Below are 19,560 nucleotides of genomic sequence, written 5' to 3'. Positions count from 1 at the left end.
GTCTGGTTTCATCCGGACCAGTTTTTTTGAGTCATTCAGACAGGTTGCCAAACCGCGGGCGGGCGGTGTATCGTGTGCGCTGCTAACGCGGGGGTCCTGCGTAGCGCGGAGCTGGAGGTCCGTGTTGCGTGGGTGAGAAATACCCTTTGAACCTGATCTGGATAATGCCAGCGCAGGGAAGCGTACGGATTTCGCTCCAGCCCCAAGTGCCTCACCTCTCCGCGATTTCCGACTACTTCCATCTCGGTCTCCTGCTTAGCCGCCCCACTTTGTACGGAGACTTACATGAACGCCAACCCGAAGTTTATTTCCGCCGAAGCCCACGTGGACGAGGCCGCCGTCGCGCCGTTGCCGAATTCGCGCAAGGTCTACGTGACCGGCTCGCGCCCCGACATCCGCGTGCCGATGCGCGAAATCTCGCAGGCCGACACGCCCGACAGCTTCGGCGGCGAAAAGAATCCGCCGATCTACGTGTACGACACGTCGGGCCCCTACTCCGACCCGGACGCGGAGATCGACATCCGCGCGGGTCTGCCCGCACTGCGCGAGGCGTGGATCGAGGAGCGCGGCGACACCGAGCCGCTGACCGGTCTGTCGAGCAGCTTCAGCCGCGAGCGCGCCGCCGATCCGGCCACCGCGCAGCTGCGCTTTCCGGGACTGCATCGCACGCCGCGCCGCGCGATCGCCGGCAGGAACGTGACGCAGATGCACTACGCGAAGCAAGGCATCATTACGCCGGAAATGGAATACATCGCGATTCGCGAAAACCAGCGCCGTGCCGAGTACCTCGAGACCCTGAAGACGAGCGGCCCGAACGGCGCTAAGCTCGCCGCGATGATGGGCCGTCAGCACCCCGGCCAGGCATTCGGCGCGAGCGCGTTCGGTCCGAACGGCCTCACCGAAATCACCGCGGAATTCGTGCGCGAGGAAATCGCGCGCGGCCGGGCGATCATCCCGAACAACATCAACCACCCGGAAAGCGAGCCGATGATCATTGGCCGCAACTTCCTCGTGAAGGTCAATGCGAACATCGGCAACTCGGCGGTGACATCGTCGATCGGCGAGGAAGTCGACAAGATGACGTGGGCGATCCGCTGGGGCGGCGACACGGTGATGGATCTGTCGACCGGCAAGCACATTCATGAAACGCGCGAATGGATCATCCGCAACAGCCCGGTGCCGATCGGCACGGTGCCGATCTATCAGGCGCTCGAAAAGGTCAACGGCAAGGCTGAAGACCTCACCTGGGAAATCTTCCGCGACACGCTGATCGAGCAGGCCGAGCAAGGCGTCGACTACTTCACGATCCACGCGGGCGTGCGTCTGCAATATGTGCCGCTCACGGCGAACCGGATGACCGGCATCGTGTCGCGCGGCGGCTCGATCATGGCGAAGTGGTGTCTCGCGCATCACAAGGAAAGCTTCCTGTACGAGCATTTCGAAGAGATCTGCGAAATCATGAAGGCCTACGACGTGGCCTTCTCGCTCGGCGACGGCCTGCGTCCCGGCTCGATCTACGACGCGAACGACGAAGCGCAACTGGGCGAGCTGAAGACGCTCGGCGAACTCACGCAGATCGCGTGGAAGCACGACGTGCAGGTGATGATCGAAGGTCCGGGCCATGTGCCGATGCAGCTGATCAAGGAAAACATGGACCTGCAGCTCGACTGGTGCGACGAGGCGCCGTTCTACACGCTCGGGCCGCTGACCACCGACATCGCGCCGGGCTACGACCACATCACGTCGGGCATTGGCGCCGCGATGATCGGCTGGTTCGGCACCGCGATGCTGTGCTACGTGACGCCGAAGGAACACCTCGGTCTGCCGAACAAGGACGACGTGAAGACCGGCATCATCACGTACAAGCTCGCCGCGCATGCCGCCGATCTCGCGAAGGGTCATCCGGGTGCGCAGGTGCGCGACAACGCGCTGTCGAAGGCGCGCTTCGAATTCCGCTGGGAAGACCAGTTCAATCTCGGTCTCGACCCGGACAAGGCGCGCGAATTCCACGACGAAACGCTGCCGAAGGATTCGGCCAAGGTCGCGCATTTCTGCTCGATGTGCGGCCCGCACTTCTGCTCGATGAAGATCACCCAGGACGTACGCGAGTTCGCCGCGCAACAAGGCGTCACCGACGACGAAGCGCTGAAGAAAGGCATGGAAGTAAAGTCGATCGAGTTCATGAAGCAAGGCGCGGAGATTTATCAGCGGCAATGAGCGGGTTGCGCGATTTGCGCGAACCAGCACTGCAGTATCGAAGCCCGCCGGCATGGCGGGCTTTTTTATTCCACCGCATCGAGCAGGCACGTTGCGTGCTGAGAGAAGGAAACATCTGTTTCCAATAACGAGCGGAGTCAGCATCATGAAATCGATCCGTCATCTCGGTACTCGTCTTGGTACGGTCGCAGCCGCCCTTTCACTTGTCGCGGGTCTCGCGGCATGCGGCGACATGTCCCCACGCACACGCGATACCGCGATCGGCGCGGGTGTCGGCGGCGCCGCTGGCGCGGCGATCGGCGGCAATGGCTTGTCGACGTTGGGCGGCGCGGCGGTAGGCGGCGTCATCGGTAACCAGGTCGGCAAGTGAGCGGCAAGTGAGCGTTGCGTCAGATGAGCGTCTAACGGTTCATACAGGACAGCAAACGATTTTTTCGGACCACGATCCGGACTGCCAAGGGCGCCGGATGCGGTGCGCCCTCGTCCCGACAACGCGCGTGGAAATAGGCTGAAATATGCGGTTGCAGTTTTGCCACAGCGCTGCCGCGGCAAGAGCGTAAGCTCCTCGTAACGACGTCGCGCAAGGCGGCATCGGTTCATCGAGGAGCGCGCCATGAAGTCCCGCGTCGTCACCCATCTTTGCGTGGTGCGCCTCTCGACGCCACGCGATTCGTCCAGTTTTTCCGCGAGGTTCGCGCGGCCCGCCACCGCGATTTGCGTGCTCGCCTCGAGTCTCTTTTTGGCAGGCTGCTATTACCCCGCCGGCTACTATCCCGCCGGCTATTACCCGTCGTACTATTCGACCGCGCCCGCGACCACAGCCGACCAAACCGCGCCGGCGACCGATCAACAGCAGCCGCCTCAAGCCCAGGCGCAAATGCAGGTCGCACCGCAAGACATGCCGCCCGGTTATGCGGTCCCCGCGCCCGTGTATGCGGCGCCGCCGGTTTATCCCGCCTACTATCCGCCGCCGCCTTATCCCGCTTATTACGGCTACCCCGCCTACTACGGACCGTCGATTGCGATCGGCATTGGCGGTTATTGGGGCGGCCATTGGGGCGGTCATGGGGGCGGCCACTCGCATTGACCTGTCCTCTTTCGTCGCGGAGCGTGCACGCGCCGGCACTTCAACTGCCGGCGCGCGCGCTTCTTCATGAGTCGTTTTTCCGCGCGTATCGCCCTCCACCGCGCATACCCCGCTCGTACTTTCCCGGCTTGACGCGCCGGTAAGGCGCTCTATCCTTGGAAGGTTTCATGCAGCACCCGCTTAAATCGGGCGACGCCGCTTTGTCGAGGCCACTTGCGAGCGTCCGCCGAATCAGAGCGACGCGCCGTCATGCGCAATCCCCCGCGTCGAAATACACAACAACGAAGGAGACGTGATGTTTCATCAACTACTCACTCCGGTTGGCAATTCGCTTTTTCCGTCGTTCATCGTCGCCGCGCTGCCGATCATCGCCGTGCTCGCGCTGCTCGGCTGGGCGCGCAGGCCCGCGTGGCAAGCGTCGCTCGCGGGACTGATCATCGGTTTGATCGTGGCGATTTTCGTCTGGCAGTTTCCGGTCGGGCTCGCGTTCAACTCGGTCGCGGCTGGCGTCGTGTTCGCGATCTGGCCAGTGATGTGGATCGTGTTCACTGCGATCCTGCTGTACAACATCGCGCAGCGCTCGGGACGCTTCGAGGCCTTCCGCCTGTGGATGATCGACAATCTGCCGAACGACCGGCGCACCGTGCTCGTCGTGGTCGGCTTTTCGTTCGGCGCGCTGCTCGAGGGCATTTCGGGTTTCGGCACGCCGGTCGCGATCACGAGCTCGCTGCTGATCATGCTCGGCTTTCCGACGCTCGAAGCGCTGACCTTCACGCTGATCTTCAACACCGCGCCGGTCGCGTTCGGCGCGCTCGGCGTGCCGATCACGGTGCTCGGCGCGGTCACGCATCTGCCGTCCGATGTGCTCGGCAAGATGGTCGGGCGGCAATTGCCTTTCTTCGCGGTCCTGCTGCCCTTCTATGTGATCGCCGTGTACGCGGGCTTTCGCAACATGCTGCGGATCTGGCCGGTGCTGCTGGTCTCGGGCCTGAGCTTCGCGCTGACCCAGTTCGTCGTCTCGAACTTCATCAACTACAGCCTGACCGACGTGCTGTCGTCGCTGGTTTCGCTGATCCTCACCGTTGCGTTCCTACGCGTCTGGAAGCCCGCCGGCGATCCGAAATTCGCGGTCAACGTCGATCGCATCAGCGAGGTGCGCGGCAAGATCGGCGGCGCACAGGGCTGGTATCCGTGGATCATCGTGTCGGTCGTCGTGATCATCTGGACGATCGCGAGGATCTTCACGATCGGCGACCTCAAGGTGTCGTGGCCCGGTCTCGACAAGGCCGTGTTCATCACGCTCTACAACACGCCGTACGGCGCGGTCTGGGACTTCCAGCCGCTCGCGACCGGTACCGCGATCCTCGTCGCCGCGCTCATCACGGCGTTCGTCGTACGGCTCTCGCCCGCCGAGTTCGGCAAGGCGATCTCCGATACGTGGGTGCAAACGCGCATCGCGATCCTGACCGTGGCAACGATCGTCGGCCTCGCTTACCTGATGAACTACTCGGGACTCACCTACACGCTCGGTCTCGGCGTTGCGTCGGTCGGGCCGCTGTTTCCGCTCGTGTCGGCGTTCCTCGGCTGGGTGGCGGTGTTCCTGTCGGGCAGCGATACGTCGGGCAATGCGCTGTTCGGCAATCTGCAGGTGGTCGCGGCCAAACAGCTCAATCTGAATCCGGTGCTGATGGCGGCGACCAACTCGTCGGGCGGCGTGATGGGCAAGATGATCTCGCCGCAGAACATCGCGACCGGCGTCGCGACCACCGAGTTGAAGGGCAAGGAAGGCGTCGTGTTCGCCAAGACCTTCAAACATTCGATTCTGCTGACGGTGCTGCTTGGTGTGCTCGTCTGGGCGCAGCAGAACGTCCTGCCATGGATGATTCCGCATTGAGGTCGCGCCAGTAACGGCGCAATGCAATTCACCTCTTTTCGGACGGCCGCCCACGCATCGCGGGCGCCATTTCCGATCCCATCCCCACTGCCGTTCCGCCGATGCAATTTTTCTCACATATCGGCGAGAATTGCTCGTTTGGCGCGCGCCCTCGCAGCGCTTACCATCGACCTCATCGGACGCGGCTGTCTCCCGGATCTTGCCGTTTCATCCTGTACTGAAACGATTCGCGCGATCGCACTGTTACGATGAGCTGGCGTCCTGACTCAACTGCGCGGGGCGCCATTCCAATGAAAACCAGAAACCTGCTGCAACTGCTGATCCTCGCTGCCCTGTGGGGCGCATCGTTCCTGTTCATCCGCGTCGGCGTGACCGACTTCGGCGTCGCGCCGCTGATGGCGCTGCGCGTCGGCATCGGCGCGCTCTTTCTCGCGATCGTGCTGATCGCGCGACGGCCGCTGCAACAGTCCGCCACCGTGTTGCGCACGCACGCAGTGCCGCTGCTCGTGGTCGGTATCGTCAATTCGGCGGCACCATTCTGCCTGTTCGCGTATGCCGAGCTGACACTGTCGGCGGGCGTCACGTCGGTGATCAATGCGTGCGCGCCGCTGTGGGGCGCGCTGGTCGGCTTCCTGTGGCTGCGCGACCGGCTCAGCGCACTGCGCACGCTTGGTCTCGTGGTCGGCTTTCTCGGCGTGCTGATGCTCGTGTGGGATCAGATCGCGGCGCCGGCCGGCTCGGCCGCCTCGCCGCTGAGCGTCGCGCTCGCGGCCGGCGCCGCGCTCGGCGCCACGCTGCTCTACGGCATCGCCGCCAACTACACGAAGCGTCACCTGACTGGCGTCGACGCGCTGACCGTCGCGACCGGCACGATGATCGGCGCGACGATCGTGCTGCTGCCGCTCGCGGTCATCTACTGGCCCGCCGCGCCGATCTCGCTGCGCGCGTGGGGCGCGGTGATCGCGCTCGGCGTCGCCTGTACCAGCATCGCGTACATGCTTTTCTTCCATCTGATCGCGGTCGCCGGGCCGACGCGCGCGATCACCGTGACCTTCGTGATTCCGATCTTCGGCATTCTGTGGGGCGCGTTGTTTCTCGGCGAGACGGTGTCGCCCGGCATGCTCGAAGGGTGCGCGGTGATTCTGGTCGGCACCGCGTTGGCGACCGGCGTAGTCAAGCGCTTGCCGTGGATGGGGACGCGGCGCGCGGATACCTGAGCGCACGCAGTCAATCGGCAACCGCGCCGGGTCGCGGCTTGCCGATCCGGTCACGTTAGATTGGCTCACGCGCGCGCCCTTCGCGCGTCAAATGCATAGTCAAAAAAAACCGCCCGGATTTCTCCGGGCGGTTTCGTCGAACCGGCGGCGTCGGCCGCGAGGCTCTCGTATCAGTGCAGCTGGTCGGCCATCAGGCTCATGATCTGCTTGGCCTGCGAGCTTTCGTCGAGTTGCCCCTTGTCGTCGACCACGGCCACGCGGGTCTGGTTCGGCGTCACGGCGCGCACGTTCACGCGATACTGCTTGGCGACCTTCTCCTTCTTGCCGTGGAAGACCTGGCTCCAGAAGCCCTGCTCGGCCGACGACATATCCTTCGGATCGACGTAGCGCACGAAATAGAGGCCGCGGCTCATGTCGCGATCGTCGACCGTGAAATTGCTGCGATCGAGTGCGAGGCCCACGCGCAGCCACGCGCGGTCATACGGCTCGCCGAGCGTGAGTTCGGTCGATGAGAGCTGCGCCGACGTGTTGTTGGACGAATCCTCGTCCGGCATAGGCGGTTGCGCCGCGAGCGCGACGTTCTGCGCGACAACGGCGGCCGTCGCCGACTTCGCACCCGCCGTCGCCGCGTTCGGCGCGATCTGCGTGCCCGCGGGCGACAGCTCGGCGTTCTGTGTGCCACCCGCGTTGCTACCCGAATCGGCCCGCGCCAGCGAGACCATCAGGCGCTTCAGGTATTCCTGCTCGAGCGCCGGGTCGTTCGGTTTGGGTTGCCACTGGGTCGACTCGTTGTTCGTACCGGTGATCGCCTCACGCATGCCTTTCTGGCTGACGAACACATAGGTGCCGCCATTCGGCGCCGCTTCGAGACGCGTGCGGAACTTGTTGCGCTCCGAACTCACGTAGCTGTTGCCCATCGCCTTCGACAGCGTGTTGCGGATAAAGCCGTCGTTGATCTGCGCGTGGGTTTCGTTCCAGTCGGTTTCCATCACGCCCTTGTCGCGCTGGTCGACGACGAGCAGGAAGCCCTGCTCCTGCCAGAAGCGGCGGATTTGCGGCCAGGCCTGATCGGGCGTTTTGTTGTCGATCACGAGCCAGCTCTCGGTGCCGTCGCGCTGGATGTGGATGCCCTGGACGGGCGGCACGACCGCGACCGCGTCGCCGGCCGGCGCCTGTGCCTGCACCTGTTTCAGCGTGGACAGCGAGGTTTCGCCGCCCTGCGGCGGCAGCGAACGCTGATCGGCCGTCTCGTCGATCATGTTCGGCGGTACGGCAAGCGATACCTGCTTAGAACGGGAGTCGCTCCTATAGTCGATTTTGGTCGGCGACGAGGTGCCGCAGCCGGCGACCAGCCCGCCTGCCATGAGCATTACTGCAAACCGCTTGGTGAGACGAAAATCAGTCATGTTCGGGGAATCCTTCCGCTACGCCACGGCAAGTTTCCGTGGATCAACCCAACATTTTACCGGTCCCGGTGAGGCCTGTGCAAAAACTGGGGTTTGCCCGCGAATCGCCACATGCCACGGCTACGAAGCGACCACGGGAAAAAAGTCCGCGCCCATCATGCTATTTGCCTTCTTATGAGGTAAATTTAACACTAAATAACACTTTCGAGTTGACCTTGGGAGTATTCCCAAGTCTTTGCCGGAGGCCCGCCGAATAAGGGCTTCCGGTCTGCATGCGGCTTGTTTTTAAACATGGCGTGCGGTCCTGTCCGCCGCGATGTGCAAAGACCAGAAAAAACCAGCGCTAGACTAATCGAGTTATCTCAATAAAAAATCCGGCGCCAAAAGAGGAAGGCCTCATGTCCCAGTCCTGTCTCAATCCATCCGCGATCGCCTCGGCGATCGCCCTCGTCGCGTGCTGCGCGAGCTTCGGCGCGCATGCCGAATTGGGCGGCACGATGCCGAGCCAGGCGGTGTCGGGCGCGAGCGCGCCGCGCACGCTGCTCAATGGCGCACTGCGCGAGCGCACGTGGACCGACGCTGGCAATACGACCATCAACGAATACGCGACCAGCACCGGCCTGATCGTCGCCTACGCGTGGCAAGGCCCGACGATGCCGGATCTGCACGCGCTACTCGGCAAATACGGCGACTCGTACAAGACAGGCGCCGCGGCGGCGGCCGGCAGCGGCAATCTGCATTCGTCGCGGGTCACGCGCGCCGACGTGATCGTCGAGTCCGGCGGACCGATGCGCGGCTACGTCGGCCGCGCGTGGCTGCCGGCGGCTTTGCCCGCCGGCGTCACCTCCGACGACATCCAGTAACGCGTGCGCCCCGCACGCGTCGCTCGCGCCCCCTTCACGCCTGAGTTCCACCCGACGGATCGCCACGCCATGAAATCCGCCTTGCGTTTCCATGCCCTGCTTCTGATCGTCTGCGCGGCCCTCGTCGGCTGCGGCGGCGGAGGCGGCAGTTCCTCGTCCAGCTCGTCCGGCTCGGGCTCGACGCCGTCCGCGACCGCGCCGACCTCGTCGACCAGTTCCACGAGCGCGTCGAACACGACGCGGAGCGCGAACGTGCCGCAATCGACCACGCCCAACGTGCAGCTGGTCACGGTCGGCGTATCGCCCGGCAGTACGCGCAACATGCTGACGACGAGCGTCACCGTCTGCCAGGCCGGCACCAGCAACTGCGCGACGATCGACGACATCCAGGTCGACACCGGCTCGAACGGCCTGCGCATCCTCGCATCGGCGCTGCCGACGACCCTGTCGCTGCCGAGCATCGCCGCGGGCGGCGGCGTGAGCGCCGAATGCGCGGTGTTCGGCAGCGGTTATGCGTGGGGCTCGATCCGCAACGCGGACGTACGCATGGCTGGCCAACAGGCGTCATCGATTCCGATCCAGGTAATCGCCGACAGTGCGCTGCCCGCCGCACCCACCGACTGCGCGAACTCCGGCGCGTCGCTGCTGACGGTGTCGAGCCTGCACTCGAACGGGATCCTCGGCGTGGGCCTGTTCCCGGTCGACTGCGGCAACGGCTGCTCGAACTCCGCATTGCCGCGCTGGTACTACAGCTGCACGACGAGCGGCTGCACCGCAACCGCGCAGCCGCTCGCACAGCAGGTGACCAACCCGGTCAGCAGCTTCCCGCTCGACAACAACGGCGTCGTGATCGACCTGCCGGCCGTCGCCGATGCGGGCGCGGCCAGCGTGTCGGGCTCGTTGATCTTCGGCATCGGCACCCAGTCGAACAACACGCTGACGAGCCCGAACGTCCTGAAGGCGAACGCCGCGACCGGCTACGTGACGACGAACTCGGGCGGTCAGACCTATGCGGTGAGCTATCTCGACAGCGGCTCGAACGGCCTGTTCTTCCATTCGACGCAGTTCCCGTTGTGCGGCTTCTGGTACTGCCCGACTTCGACGCAGTCGGCGAGCGCGTCGATCACCGGCATCGATGGCGTGTCGAGCACGGTGTCATTCGACATAGCCAATTCGAGCACGCTGTTCTCGTCGTCGAACAACGCGTTCGACAATCTCGCCGGCAATTCGAGTCAGGGCTTCGGCTGGGGCTTGCCGTTCTTTTACGGCAAACGCATTTACACGGCGATTGCGGCGCGCAATACGTCGGCCGGCCAGGGGCCGTATTACGCGTTCTGAGGTTGATTGGGTTGGATGCGCAGCGATGGCGCGAGACGCGGGCGGGAACTCAGCCCGCCGCGCTGGCGGGTTGCGCGGCCGGCGCGGCCAGCTTTGCCGGCGCGAGCCAGCGGAATACGTCCAGCTCTTCGCCGTGGAACGTGCACTCGGCAGCGGCCGGCGTGCTGACCCTCTTCGGCTCGGCCGGCTTCGCGGCCACGTTGACGTCCGTCGCCGCTTGCGATGCCGATGCCGCGAGCGGCGCGGAGACCGCCACCTCGGACGCGCTTACCCGATGCTCGATCGTCCCCTCCACCACGACGCGCGAGCCGCGAATCGCGGCCCCGCGATGCGTGACCCGCAGCGTATCCGACGACATCCCCGACGACGCCTCGGCCAGCTTGCTGCGCATCAATTGTTCGCATGCGCCCGAGTTGCGGGTACCGATCGTGCAGGCCGCCAGCAGCGCCACGGCGCTCGCGACACAGGCGATAGAGAGAAGGCGAATCTTCATCGATGTTCCGTTGTTCAAAGCCTCGGTCATTGTAGCTTACGACCCCGTCGCCGGGCTTCGCGGCCGCCTGCCGCTTGACCTTGACCCAGCGCATCGGCATTGTGTTGACCGGTCGCGCCCTCGATGGCGCAGCCGGCAGCCCGGTTGCCCACATTGCGCGGCGAATTCAAAACGACTCTACCCCCGGTAACGATCTCGGCTTCTTCATGCTCAGCCTCGTCCTGCTCGCGATCGTCGCCTACGCCGCGACCAATATCGACAACCTGTTCGTGCTGCTCGGCTTTCTGACCGAAACGGGCGTGGAGCGGCGCCGTGTGGTCGCGGGACAGTACGCGGGCTCTTTGATCCTCGTCGCCGCGGCGCTCGTGCTCGCGACCTTGCTCACGCGCCTGCCGGCCGGTTATGTGGGCCTGCTCGGCTTGCTGCCGATCGTCGTGGGCCTGCACAAGGCCTGGCAGCGCTTCGGTCCCGGCCACGCGCGGCGCAACGCCAGCGAAGATGGCGAGGACAGCCGCGCAAGCGCCCCGCCATCCGTTCGCGGCTCATCGAGCTGGACCGTCGCGAGCGTCGCCATCGCCAACGGCTCGGACAACCTCGCCGTCTACGTGCCGCTGTACGCGAGTCGTACGCCCGCCGAGAACGCGCTGGTTTCGCTCGTGTTCGTCGTGATGATCGGGCTCTGGTGCGCGGGCGCGGCATGGCTGGTCGACCACCCGTTGCTCGGCGCGCCGATCCGGCGCTACGGCTCGGCGCTGCTGCCGCTGATCCTCGTCACGATAGGCGTATCGGTGATGGTGAACAGCGATACGTTGCGACTTTGGTCCGGCGCGTGATCAACGCGGGGCGTCGACGAAGACTGCGCGGCACGCAACGGCTTCGGCTTGCCGCCTTCAGCGTCGTAGTCTTCGTCTGCCGATCCTGCTTCGCCAGTCTCAATTCGCCGGCTGGGGCGGTTGCACGTAAGTACGCACGCCCGCCAGCGGCGCGCCATAGCCGCCCGCGCTCGCGTTGTTCGGCAAGCCGTTGACCAGTTGCGCACGCGGATCGGTCGGATTCAGATTCAGCTCGCCCGCCTGCTGGTTGCCATGCGTCGGATACTCGCTGCCGCGCGCCGCCTGCGGCATCAGACCTGTACTGTTCTGCGGCGCATTCATGTCGTTCTGCGCGCTGAGCCCCTGCGCGCCGGCCTGCCCGACGAACCCACATGCCAACGCCGCGCACGCGCAGATCCTCGCGAGGCCGGATATCTTCGCTACCCTTTTCATGTTCACCTCCTGCTCTGTGAATTGACGACGCCTCGTGAGCTCACCCCTGAATCGAGTGCCGCGCGAGCGTCCCACGGCACCTTCCATGCGAGCGGCCGCTCGCCCCCTTCTGCAGCCGAGCAGGCCGCGGCCCACTCCACCTCGGCCCTTGACGCTTTCTCAATAATATGTTCCCATTGCGCACTATGTACCGCGCCCAGACCACCCTATCGCTACTACTAGCCCGCTCTACCGGGCTAGGTCTGCTGCTGCGCGCGTCCGCTTCTCTCTGATACACCGAAGCATCGCTTGAATCCCCAGTAACTGACCCAGCCCCGGTTTCCGACCGGCGGCCCTGTATCGCGTTTTCGTCGTCCGGTCGACACCCATTCCACGGTCTCTCCCCCGGATGATGAAAATGTTGAAAAACCCTGCTACCAAGTACCGTTCGTTCAAGCCGATCAATTTGACGGATCGCCAGTGGCCGTCGCGCACCATCACGCGCGCGCCGATCTGGATGAGCACCGACCTGCGCGACGGCAACCAGGCGCTGTTCGAGCCGATGAACGCCGAGCGCAAGATGCGCATGTTCAAGACGCTGGTGCAGATCGGCTTCAAGGAAATCGAAGTCGCGTTTCCGTCGGCGTCGCAGACCGATTTCAACTTCGTGCGCGAGCTGATCGAGGGCGGCCATATTCCCGACGACGTGACGATCGAAGTGCTCACGCAGGCGCGCGACGATCTGATCGAGCGTACTTTCGAATCGTTGCGCGGCGCCCCGCGCGCGATCGTCCATCTGTACAACGCGACCGCGCCGGAATTCCGCAAGATCGTGTTCGGCCTCGAAAAGAGCGGCGTGATCGAACTCGCGCAGAAGGCCGCGCGCACGATGAAACGCCTCGCCGACGCGCAACCGGACACGCACTTCACGCTGCAATACAGCCCGGAAGTGTTCAGCGGCACCGAACTCGAATTCGCGAAGGAAGTCTGCGACGCGGTATTCGACATCTGGCAACCGACGCCCGAGCACAAGGCGATCGTCAATCTGCCGGCCACCGTCGAAATGGCCACGCCGAACGTCTACGCCGACCAGATCGAATGGATGCACCGCAATCTCGCGCGTCGCGACTCGCTGATCGTCTCCGTCCACCCGCATAACGACCGCGGCACGGCCGTCGCGGCCGCGGAGCTCGCGGTGATGGCGGGTGCGGATCGCGTCGAAGGTTGCCTGTTCGGCAACGGCGAGCGCACCGGCAACGTCGACCTCGTCACGCTCGCGTTGAACCTGTACACGCAGGGCGTCGACCCCGAGCTCGACTTCTCGAACATCAACGAAGTCGCGCGCACGGCCGAGGAATGCACGCAGTTGCCGGTGCATCCGCGTCATCCGTATGTCGGCGATCTCGTCTTCACCGCGTTCTCGGGCTCGCACCAGGACGCGATCAAGAAGGGCTTCGCCGCGCAGAAGCCGGACGCGATCTGGGAAGTGCCGTACATGCCGATCGATCCGAGCGACCTCGGCCGAACCTACGACTCCGTGATTCGCGTGAACAGCCAGTCGGGCAAGGGCGGCATCGCGTACCTGCTCGAGCAGAGCTACGGCGTCGTGTTGCCGCGCCGTCTGCAGGTCGATTTCAGCTCGGCCGTGCAGCGTTTCACCGACCAGAGCGGCCAGGAAGTCACGCCCGCGCAGATCTGGGAACTGTTCCAGCAGGAATACGTGCGCACGGCCGAGCCGGTCCGCTATATCAGCCACAGCCTGTCCGAGCATGACGGCCGCGAGCACATCAAGCTCAACGTCGAAATCAACGGCACGCCGCGCGTGCTGAGCGGCGCCGGCAACGGCCCGCTCGACGCGCTGATGCACGCCTTCGACGTGCCCGTGCGCATCCAGCACTACGAGGAACGCGCGCTCACGCAGGGCGCCGATGCGCGCGCGATCGCGATCGCCGAAATGGCCGGCACCGATGTGGCCGGCAGCGCGTTCGGCGTCGGTGTCGATGCGAACCTGATCACCGCGTCGATCCGCGCGGTGATCAGCGGCGTGAACCGCGCGTATGCACGCGTGAACACGGATGCCCAGGAGCGTTTCTTCGACGCCGCGCTGAGCGACGCGACGGTGTGAGGCCAGCGTCTGCCGCGTTGAACGTGCGGCACGCCGCATGTTCGACGGGCTGACGACAACGAAGAGGGGGCGTTTCGACGCCCCTTCTTTTTTAATGTGGATTTATCCGCGTCAACGTTTCGGCCGACGGTCAATGAAACACGTCCCGGCCGAAGTACTTCAGCGAAATCCGCTGATACGTACCGTCTTTTCTCATGCCGGCGAGCGCGTCGTCGATCGCCAGGCGCAGCTTCGGATTGCCCTTGCGGATCAGTACGGCCGACTTGTCGCTGCTATCGGGCGACGTATCGACCGCGACGACCTTGATCCTCGCCTCGGGCTCGCGCTTCCTGTAGTCGAGAAACGACAATGAATCGTTGACGGTCGCGTCGACGCGGCCCGCGACGAGCAGTTCGATCGATTCGTCGAAGCCCTGCGCCGGGATCACCTGCGCGCCGTGCGCGGCCGCGATCCTGCCGACGTTGCTGGTCAGCGTATTGGCCGATTTGCGGCCCTTCAGGTCGTCGAAAGATTTGATCGTCGTGTTCTCCGATGCGACGATCAGCACCGCGTGCGACGTGATGTACGGGTCCGAGTAATCGTATTTGAGCTTGCGCTCGTCGGTGATCGCGACCTCGTTGATCACCGCGTCGTAGCGATTGACGTCGAGACCGGCGACCAGTCCTTCCCATTTGCCTTCGATGAATTGCGGCTTGACGCCGAGACGCTGCGCGATCGCGCTCCCAAGCTCGACGTCGAAGCCGGTCAGCTTGCCCGCGTCGTCGTGGTAGGTGAACGGGGCGTACGTACCTTCGGTGCCAATCCGGAACACGCCCGATGCCTTGATCCGCGCGAGATCGTCGGCACTAGCCGGATGCGCGAGTGCTGCCTGCAACAGCGCAATCATCGCAAGTGAACGAATCGGCTTCATCGGACGGCTCCGTCTGAGTGGCTGCGCGGGTGGCGGACTGCCGCGTTTGGCGGGGAGTGCCGGCGTGCGGCCGGCTGTGTGGGCCGACTGTAGCAAACCGTCCGCGATTTTCAAAGCGCTTCGCGCGCGGTGCGTCGATCCGCACAGGTCAGCCGCTGCGCTCTTCCGTCAAGCATATGGCGCAGGCAAAAAGGCCCCGCAAGCGCTCATGCTTTCACGAGCCTTTGCGGAGCCTTTTCGCGCAGCTTTCGGTGTGGGTCGGCGTGTCGGCGCGCCGCTCAGTACGTCTCCAGATGCAGCCGCCCTTCCCGCTTCAGCTTCGCCCACAACGCTTCCCAATCGAGCTGATGCTGCTCGCCGATATCCTTGAGCGCCTGCAGCACACCGTCCTCCATGCCCTTGAGGCCGCACACGTAGATATAGGTGTTGTCGTCCTTCAGCAGGTTCGCGACGTCGGCCGAACGTTCGCGCATTGCGTCCTGCACGTAGCGCTTCGCCTGTCCCGGGGTGCGCGAGAACGCGAGCGTGGTGTCGATGAAATCCTTCGGCAGATTCGTCAGCGGTCCAAAGTACGGCAGCTCCTCCTTGGTACGCGCGCCGAAGAACAGCATCAGCTTGCCGGTCGCGCCTTTGAGCCGCTTGCGGCGGCGATACTCGGTCATCGCGCGCATCGGCGCGGAACCGGTGCCCGTGCAGATCATCAGCAAATGCGAGTTCGGATGATTCGGCATCAGGAAGGTGCTGCCGAATGGACCGATCACGTTGACCACGTCGCCCTTCTTCAGATCGCACAGATAGTTCGAGCACACGCCGTCGATCGCGTCGCCGTGCTGCTGCGACACCCGCTTCACCGTCAGCGACACGTTGTTATAGCCGGGCCGCTCGCCATCGCGCGGACTCGCGATCGAGTACTGGCGCGCGTGATGCACGCGGCCGTCGGCGGCAGCTCCCGGCGGCAGAATGCCGATCGACTGGCCTTCGAGCACCGGAAACGGCATCGAGCCGAAATCGAGCACGATGTGATGGATGTCGCTCGACGTCGCGCTGTCGGTGAGCCGGTAGTTGCCGGCCACCGTCGCGGTGGTCGGCGCCTTATGCGTGTAGAGATTCACGTACGGCTTCGCGGCCGACCACGGCGGCACGAGCGCGCCGCGCACGGTATCCACTTCGATGCCGTCTGCTTCGGCGGCGCTGTCGCCCGCGGTGGACGCGGCCACCGGTTCTTCAGCCGGCACCGCCATCGTGTTCTGCTCCGGCAACACGTCCCACGTAAACTGCTCGTCGATCGAATACGCGTCGGCCTTCAGCACGGTGCGCCAGTTGTCGATCGCGCCGGTCGGGCACGGCGGCACGCAGGCCATGCAGCCGTTGCAGACGTCGGCCTTCACGACGTAGTTGTTGTCGTCGTGCGTGATCGCATCGACCGGACAGGTCTCTTCGCAGGTATTGCAGCGAATGCAGATCTCCGGATCGATCAGATGCTGCCGCAGAACTTCGACCGATACTGGCCCGTTCATGGCTTCCTCGCCTGCTTCAATTGAAGCGCACGTATTCGAAATCGACCGGCTGACGGTTCACGCCCATCGCGGGCGGCGCGATCCAGTTCGCGAACTTGCCCGGCTCGGCGACGCGGCCCATCAGCGAAGCGACGAACGCGCGGTCTGCCGGCGTGGCGAGCCAGTTCGCTTCGTTGGCGGCCCATTCGGCTTCGCTGAGCACACGGCCGTCCGGCGACACCCGCGTGCCGGCGAACGTGCCGATCTGCCGGTTGAACGCCTTGTGCGGCACCGTCATGCGAAAGTCGATGCCGGCCTTCTCGAGCACCTTGTTCCAGCGCCCAACGCCCGCAACCGAGTCCTTGATGTAATCGTCGCGCAGCACTTCGTTCATCGCGTTGAGCATCGGCACTTCGCGCTCGACGAGCTTGCCGTCCTGCACGTCGAGCAGCTTGTAAGCAAGCTCGTTCAGGCGATGATCGTCGTCGCGCTTGCCTTCCTCGTAGCGGCCCTTCAGACCCGAGCTATAGAACGTCGCCGCGTTCGACGAATGATCGGCGCCGAACAGGTCGATCGTGACCGAGTAATGGAAGTTCAGATAGCGCTGGATGGTCGGCAGATCGATCGCGCCGGCCGCGCGGATCTTCGCGACGTCGCCGGTGCCGAGTTCGTTCATCACCTGAGCGGTGCGCTGGATCACGCGCGACACGCCCGATTCGCCGACGAACATATGATGCGCTTCCTCGGTCAGCATGAACTTCGTCGTGCGCGCGAGCGGATCGAAACCCGACTCCGCGAGCGCCGACAACTGGAACTTGCCGTCGCGGTCGGTGAAGTACGTGAACATGTAGAACGCGAGCCAGTCCGGCGTTTTCTCGTTGAACGCGCCGAGAATGCGCGGGTTGTCCTCGTCGCCCGAGCGGCGGCCGAGCAAGGCTTCGGCTTCCTCTCGACCGTCGCGGCCGAAGTAGCGATGCAGCAGGTACACCATCGCCCACAAGTGGCGGCCTTCCTCGACGTTGACCTGGAACAGGTTGCGCAGATCGTACAGCGACGGCGCGGTCAAACCGAGGTGACGCTGCTGCTCGACCGAGGCCGGTTCCGTATCGCCCTGCGTGACGATGATGCGGCGCAGGTTCGCGCGATGCTCGCCGGGCACGTCCTGCCACGCGGCTTCGCCCTTGTGCTCGCCGAAGTGGATCTTGCGATCCTGCTCGCCCGGCGTGAGGAAAATGCCCCAGCGGTACTCGGGCATCTTCACGTAGTCGAAGTGCGCCCAGCCGCCCGCATCGACGCTGACCGCGGTGCGCAGATACACGTCGTACCCGTGCGAGCCTTCCGGGCCCATGTCGCCCCACCATGACAGAAAGTTCGGCTGCCATTGTTCGAGCGCGCGTTGCAGCGCGCGGTCGTCGGCGAGGTTGACGTTGTTCGGAATCTTTTCGCTGTAGTTGATCGAGGACATGGTCGGTTCCCTGGGTCAGTTCCCTGTTCGGAAGCTGCAGTGGCGAGAGGCGCGTATCGGCAGGCGGCGTCGTTCAGTCGGAGTGAGCGCGGCGCATCTCACACGCGCGACACATCGAATTGCGCCTTGCTGCCCTTGCCGTACACCTTGAGCGCACCCTTCTCGCCCACTGCGTTCGGCCGGTTGAAGATCCAGTTCTGCCAGGCGGTGAGACGCCCGAAAATGCGCGTCTCCATCGTCTCCGGCCCATTGAAGCGCAGATTCGCTTCGAGGCCGGTCAAGGCATCGGGCGACATCGCCGCGCGTTCTTCGAGCGCGATGCGGATTTCGTCGGCCCAATCGATATCGTCAGGCGACGCGGTGACGAGACCGAGGCGCTCCGCGTCGAGCGCCTTGACCGGCTGGCCGATCAGCGCGCGCGCCGCGTCGAGCGGCTCGGCTTCCTCGTAGAAGCGCCGCGCGAGCCGCGACTGATGCGTCACCATCGGATACAGGCCGAAGTTGACTTCCGACAGCGTGATCGCCGGCTCCTCGTCCTCGTTGTCGGGCAGCGCGGCCATGTAGGTGCGATCGGCGGCGAACGCGAGTTCCGCGAACGTGCCGGCGAAGCATGAACCCGGCTCGATCAGCGTGAAGATGGAGCGCGACGACACGTCGAGGCGCGCGAGCGTGCGGCGCAGCATGCCGATCGTTTCGCGCACGAACCAGTGATCCTTGTGCTGCAGCAGCGTCGCATCGACTGCGAGCAGGTGGCGCGCGTCGCCTTCGGTCTTGAACACCCAGGTGCCGATGTCGAGCGCGTTGGTGCGCATCGAGAGGATCGCGTCGTCGAGTTCGCGGGCGAATTGCAGCGGCCACCAGTTGGCGCCGGCCGCGGCGATCGCGGCGAGGTCGGTCGGTTGCCCGGTCTGTGGCGCGCGCGCGGTGAAGGTCGCCATACGTTTCGCGCGATCGATCGTGACGTCGACCGTCTGATAGCCGAGGCCAGCTTCGCGATCCGTGCGTTCGATGCGCGTGAGCGCGACGCCCGGCGCTCCGGCCGGACGATCGCTGTGCGCGCCGAGTTCGAGCGCGCGCGCCTGAATGGCCTGCTCGAACTGGTTCGGCTTCACAACTTCGTCGACGAGACGCCAGGCCTTCGCGCGTTCGCCGCGCACGCCCTCGACCACCGTGCAGAAGATATCCGCGCGATCGTGGCGCACCTTGCGCTTATCGGTCACGCGCGTGAGTCCGCCGGTGCCGGGCAGCACGCCAAGCAGCGGTACTTCCGGCAGCGACACCGAAGAGGAACGATCGTCGATCAGATAGATTTCATCGCAGGCGAGCGCGAGTTCATAACCGCCGCCCGCGCACGCGCCGTTCACCGCGGCGAGAAACTTCAGCCCCGAATGGCGCGACGAATCTTCGAGCCCGTTGCGGGTTTCGTTCGTGAATTTGCAGAAGTTGACCTTCCACGCGTGCGATGACAGCCCCAGCATGAAGATATTCGCGCCCGAGCAGAACACCCGGTCCTTCAGGCTCGTCACCACCACCGTGCGGACTTCCGGATGCTCGAAGCGAATGCGCTGAATCGCGTCGTGCAGCTCGATGTCGACGCCGAGATCATACGAATTGAGCTTCAGCTTGTAGCCGTCGCGAATGCCGCCATCCTCGGCGATGTCGATGCCGAGCGTCGCGACCGCGCCGTTGAAGCTGAGCTTCCAATGCTTGTACTGCGACGGCTCGGTGCGATAGTCGACCGGCGCGGCCTGAGCAACGGCGGTGGGTGCTGTGGACATGGGGCGTCTCCTGACTGGACGATGCAA

Annotated in this window: 16 protein-coding genes and 1 riboswitch; of the genes, 9 read left to right on the top strand and 7 right to left on the bottom strand. The window is 64.6% G+C overall.

Annotation, left to right across the window (positions count from 1 at the left end; genetic code table 11):
- Window positions 1–79 precede the first annotated feature (79 nt).
- A riboswitch (TPP riboswitch) is annotated at window positions 80–197 on the top strand.
- Between the two features lie 88 nt (window positions 198–285).
- From thiC to OKW39_RS19015, 5 genes are all read left to right on the top strand, one after another.
- Complete coding sequence (gene thiC, locus OKW39_RS19035) at window positions 286–2,217, top strand: phosphomethylpyrimidine synthase ThiC (RefSeq protein WP_090800936.1); 1,932 nt, start codon at window positions 286–288, stop codon at window positions 2,215–2,217.
- 145 nt (window positions 2,218–2,362) lie between these two features.
- Window positions 2,363–2,587, top strand: a complete 225-nt coding sequence (locus tag OKW39_RS19030; RefSeq protein WP_090800937.1) for a glycine zipper 2TM domain-containing protein — start codon at window positions 2,363–2,365, stop codon at window positions 2,585–2,587.
- A 243-nt stretch (window positions 2,588–2,830) separates the two neighbouring features.
- Window positions 2,831–3,304, top strand: coding sequence for a hypothetical protein (locus OKW39_RS19025; RefSeq protein ID WP_429563246.1), 474 nt, complete (start codon window positions 2,831–2,833; stop codon window positions 3,302–3,304).
- Between the two features lie 295 nt (window positions 3,305–3,599).
- Window positions 3,600–5,198 carry an L-lactate permease gene (locus OKW39_RS19020; RefSeq protein WP_429563245.1) on the top strand — a complete coding sequence of 533 codons (1,599 nt, stop codon included), beginning with the start codon at window positions 3,600–3,602 and terminating at the stop codon, window positions 5,196–5,198.
- A 290-nt stretch (window positions 5,199–5,488) separates the two neighbouring features.
- Window positions 5,489–6,415, top strand: a complete 927-nt coding sequence (locus OKW39_RS19015; RefSeq protein ID WP_429563244.1) for a DMT family transporter — start codon at window positions 5,489–5,491, stop codon at window positions 6,413–6,415.
- A 170-nt stretch (window positions 6,416–6,585) separates the two neighbouring features.
- On the opposite strand, the gene bamC is transcribed toward OKW39_RS19015, so the two are convergent.
- Complete coding sequence (gene bamC, locus OKW39_RS19010; protein ID WP_429563243.1) at window positions 6,586–7,821, bottom strand: outer membrane protein assembly factor BamC; 1,236 nt, start codon at window positions 7,819–7,821, stop codon at window positions 6,586–6,588.
- Between the two features lie 398 nt (window positions 7,822–8,219).
- On the opposite strand from bamC, the gene OKW39_RS19005 reads away from it, so the two are divergent.
- Window positions 8,220–8,684 (top strand): DUF2844 domain-containing protein, encoded by a 465-nt coding sequence (locus OKW39_RS19005; protein ID WP_429355820.1) that lies wholly within the window; start codon window positions 8,220–8,222, stop codon window positions 8,682–8,684.
- Between the two features lie 69 nt (window positions 8,685–8,753).
- On the top strand, window positions 8,754–10,022 hold the full coding sequence (locus OKW39_RS19000; protein WP_429563242.1) for a DUF3443 domain-containing protein: 1,269 nt from the start codon (window positions 8,754–8,756) through the stop codon (window positions 10,020–10,022).
- 49 nt (window positions 10,023–10,071) lie between these two features.
- Here the strand turns inward: OKW39_RS19000 and OKW39_RS18995 are convergent, their stop codons facing one another.
- Window positions 10,072–10,515 (bottom strand): hypothetical protein, encoded by a 444-nt coding sequence (locus tag OKW39_RS18995; RefSeq protein ID WP_429563241.1) that lies wholly within the window; start codon window positions 10,513–10,515, stop codon window positions 10,072–10,074.
- Between the two features lie 74 nt (window positions 10,516–10,589).
- Between OKW39_RS18995 and OKW39_RS18990 the strand changes: the two genes are divergently transcribed.
- Entirely contained in the window at window positions 10,590–11,348 is a 759-nt protein-coding gene (locus OKW39_RS18990; protein WP_429563240.1) for a cadmium resistance transporter, read from the top strand.
- A gap of 99 nt (window positions 11,349–11,447) precedes the next feature.
- Here OKW39_RS18990 and OKW39_RS18985 read toward each other — a convergent pair whose 3' ends face one another.
- Window positions 11,448–11,780 (bottom strand): hypothetical protein, encoded by a 333-nt coding sequence (locus tag OKW39_RS18985; RefSeq protein WP_090800949.1) that lies wholly within the window; start codon window positions 11,778–11,780, stop codon window positions 11,448–11,450.
- A gap of 397 nt (window positions 11,781–12,177) precedes the next feature.
- On the opposite strand from OKW39_RS18985, the gene leuA reads away from it, so the two are divergent.
- Window positions 12,178–13,884: a 2-isopropylmalate synthase gene (gene leuA / locus OKW39_RS18980; protein ID WP_429363532.1), complete on the top strand. Its 1,707-nt coding sequence runs from the start codon at window positions 12,178–12,180 to the stop codon at window positions 13,882–13,884.
- Window positions 13,885–14,014: 130 nt separating this feature from the next.
- Here leuA and OKW39_RS18975 read toward each other — a convergent pair whose 3' ends face one another.
- The 4 genes from OKW39_RS18975 to boxC form a co-directional block, all read right to left on the bottom strand.
- On the bottom strand, window positions 14,015–14,794 hold the full coding sequence (locus OKW39_RS18975) for an amino acid ABC transporter substrate-binding protein (protein ID WP_429334938.1): 780 nt from the start codon (window positions 14,792–14,794) through the stop codon (window positions 14,015–14,017).
- Between the two features lie 278 nt (window positions 14,795–15,072).
- Entirely contained in the window at window positions 15,073–16,311 is a 1,239-nt protein-coding gene (gene boxA / locus OKW39_RS18970; RefSeq protein ID WP_429563239.1) for a benzoyl-CoA 2,3-epoxidase subunit BoxA, read from the bottom strand.
- Window positions 16,312–16,327: 16 nt separating this feature from the next.
- Window positions 16,328–17,755, bottom strand: coding sequence for a benzoyl-CoA 2,3-epoxidase subunit BoxB (gene boxB / locus OKW39_RS18965; RefSeq protein WP_429563238.1), 1,428 nt, complete (start codon window positions 17,753–17,755; stop codon window positions 16,328–16,330).
- Window positions 17,756–17,853: 98 nt separating this feature from the next.
- On the bottom strand, window positions 17,854–19,533 hold the full coding sequence (boxC, locus tag OKW39_RS18960; RefSeq protein WP_429563237.1) for a 2,3-epoxybenzoyl-CoA dihydrolase: 1,680 nt from the start codon (window positions 19,531–19,533) through the stop codon (window positions 17,854–17,856).
- Between the last annotated feature and the right edge of the window lie 27 nt (window positions 19,534–19,560).

It is taken from the genome of Paraburkholderia sp. MM6662-R1, from assembly GCF_050436245.1.
Classification (GTDB): domain Bacteria; phylum Pseudomonadota; class Gammaproteobacteria; order Burkholderiales; family Burkholderiaceae; genus Paraburkholderia; species Paraburkholderia tuberum.
The sequence above is the reverse complement of the archived record's forward strand: the minus strand, read 5'-3'. Positions and strand labels throughout refer to the sequence as shown.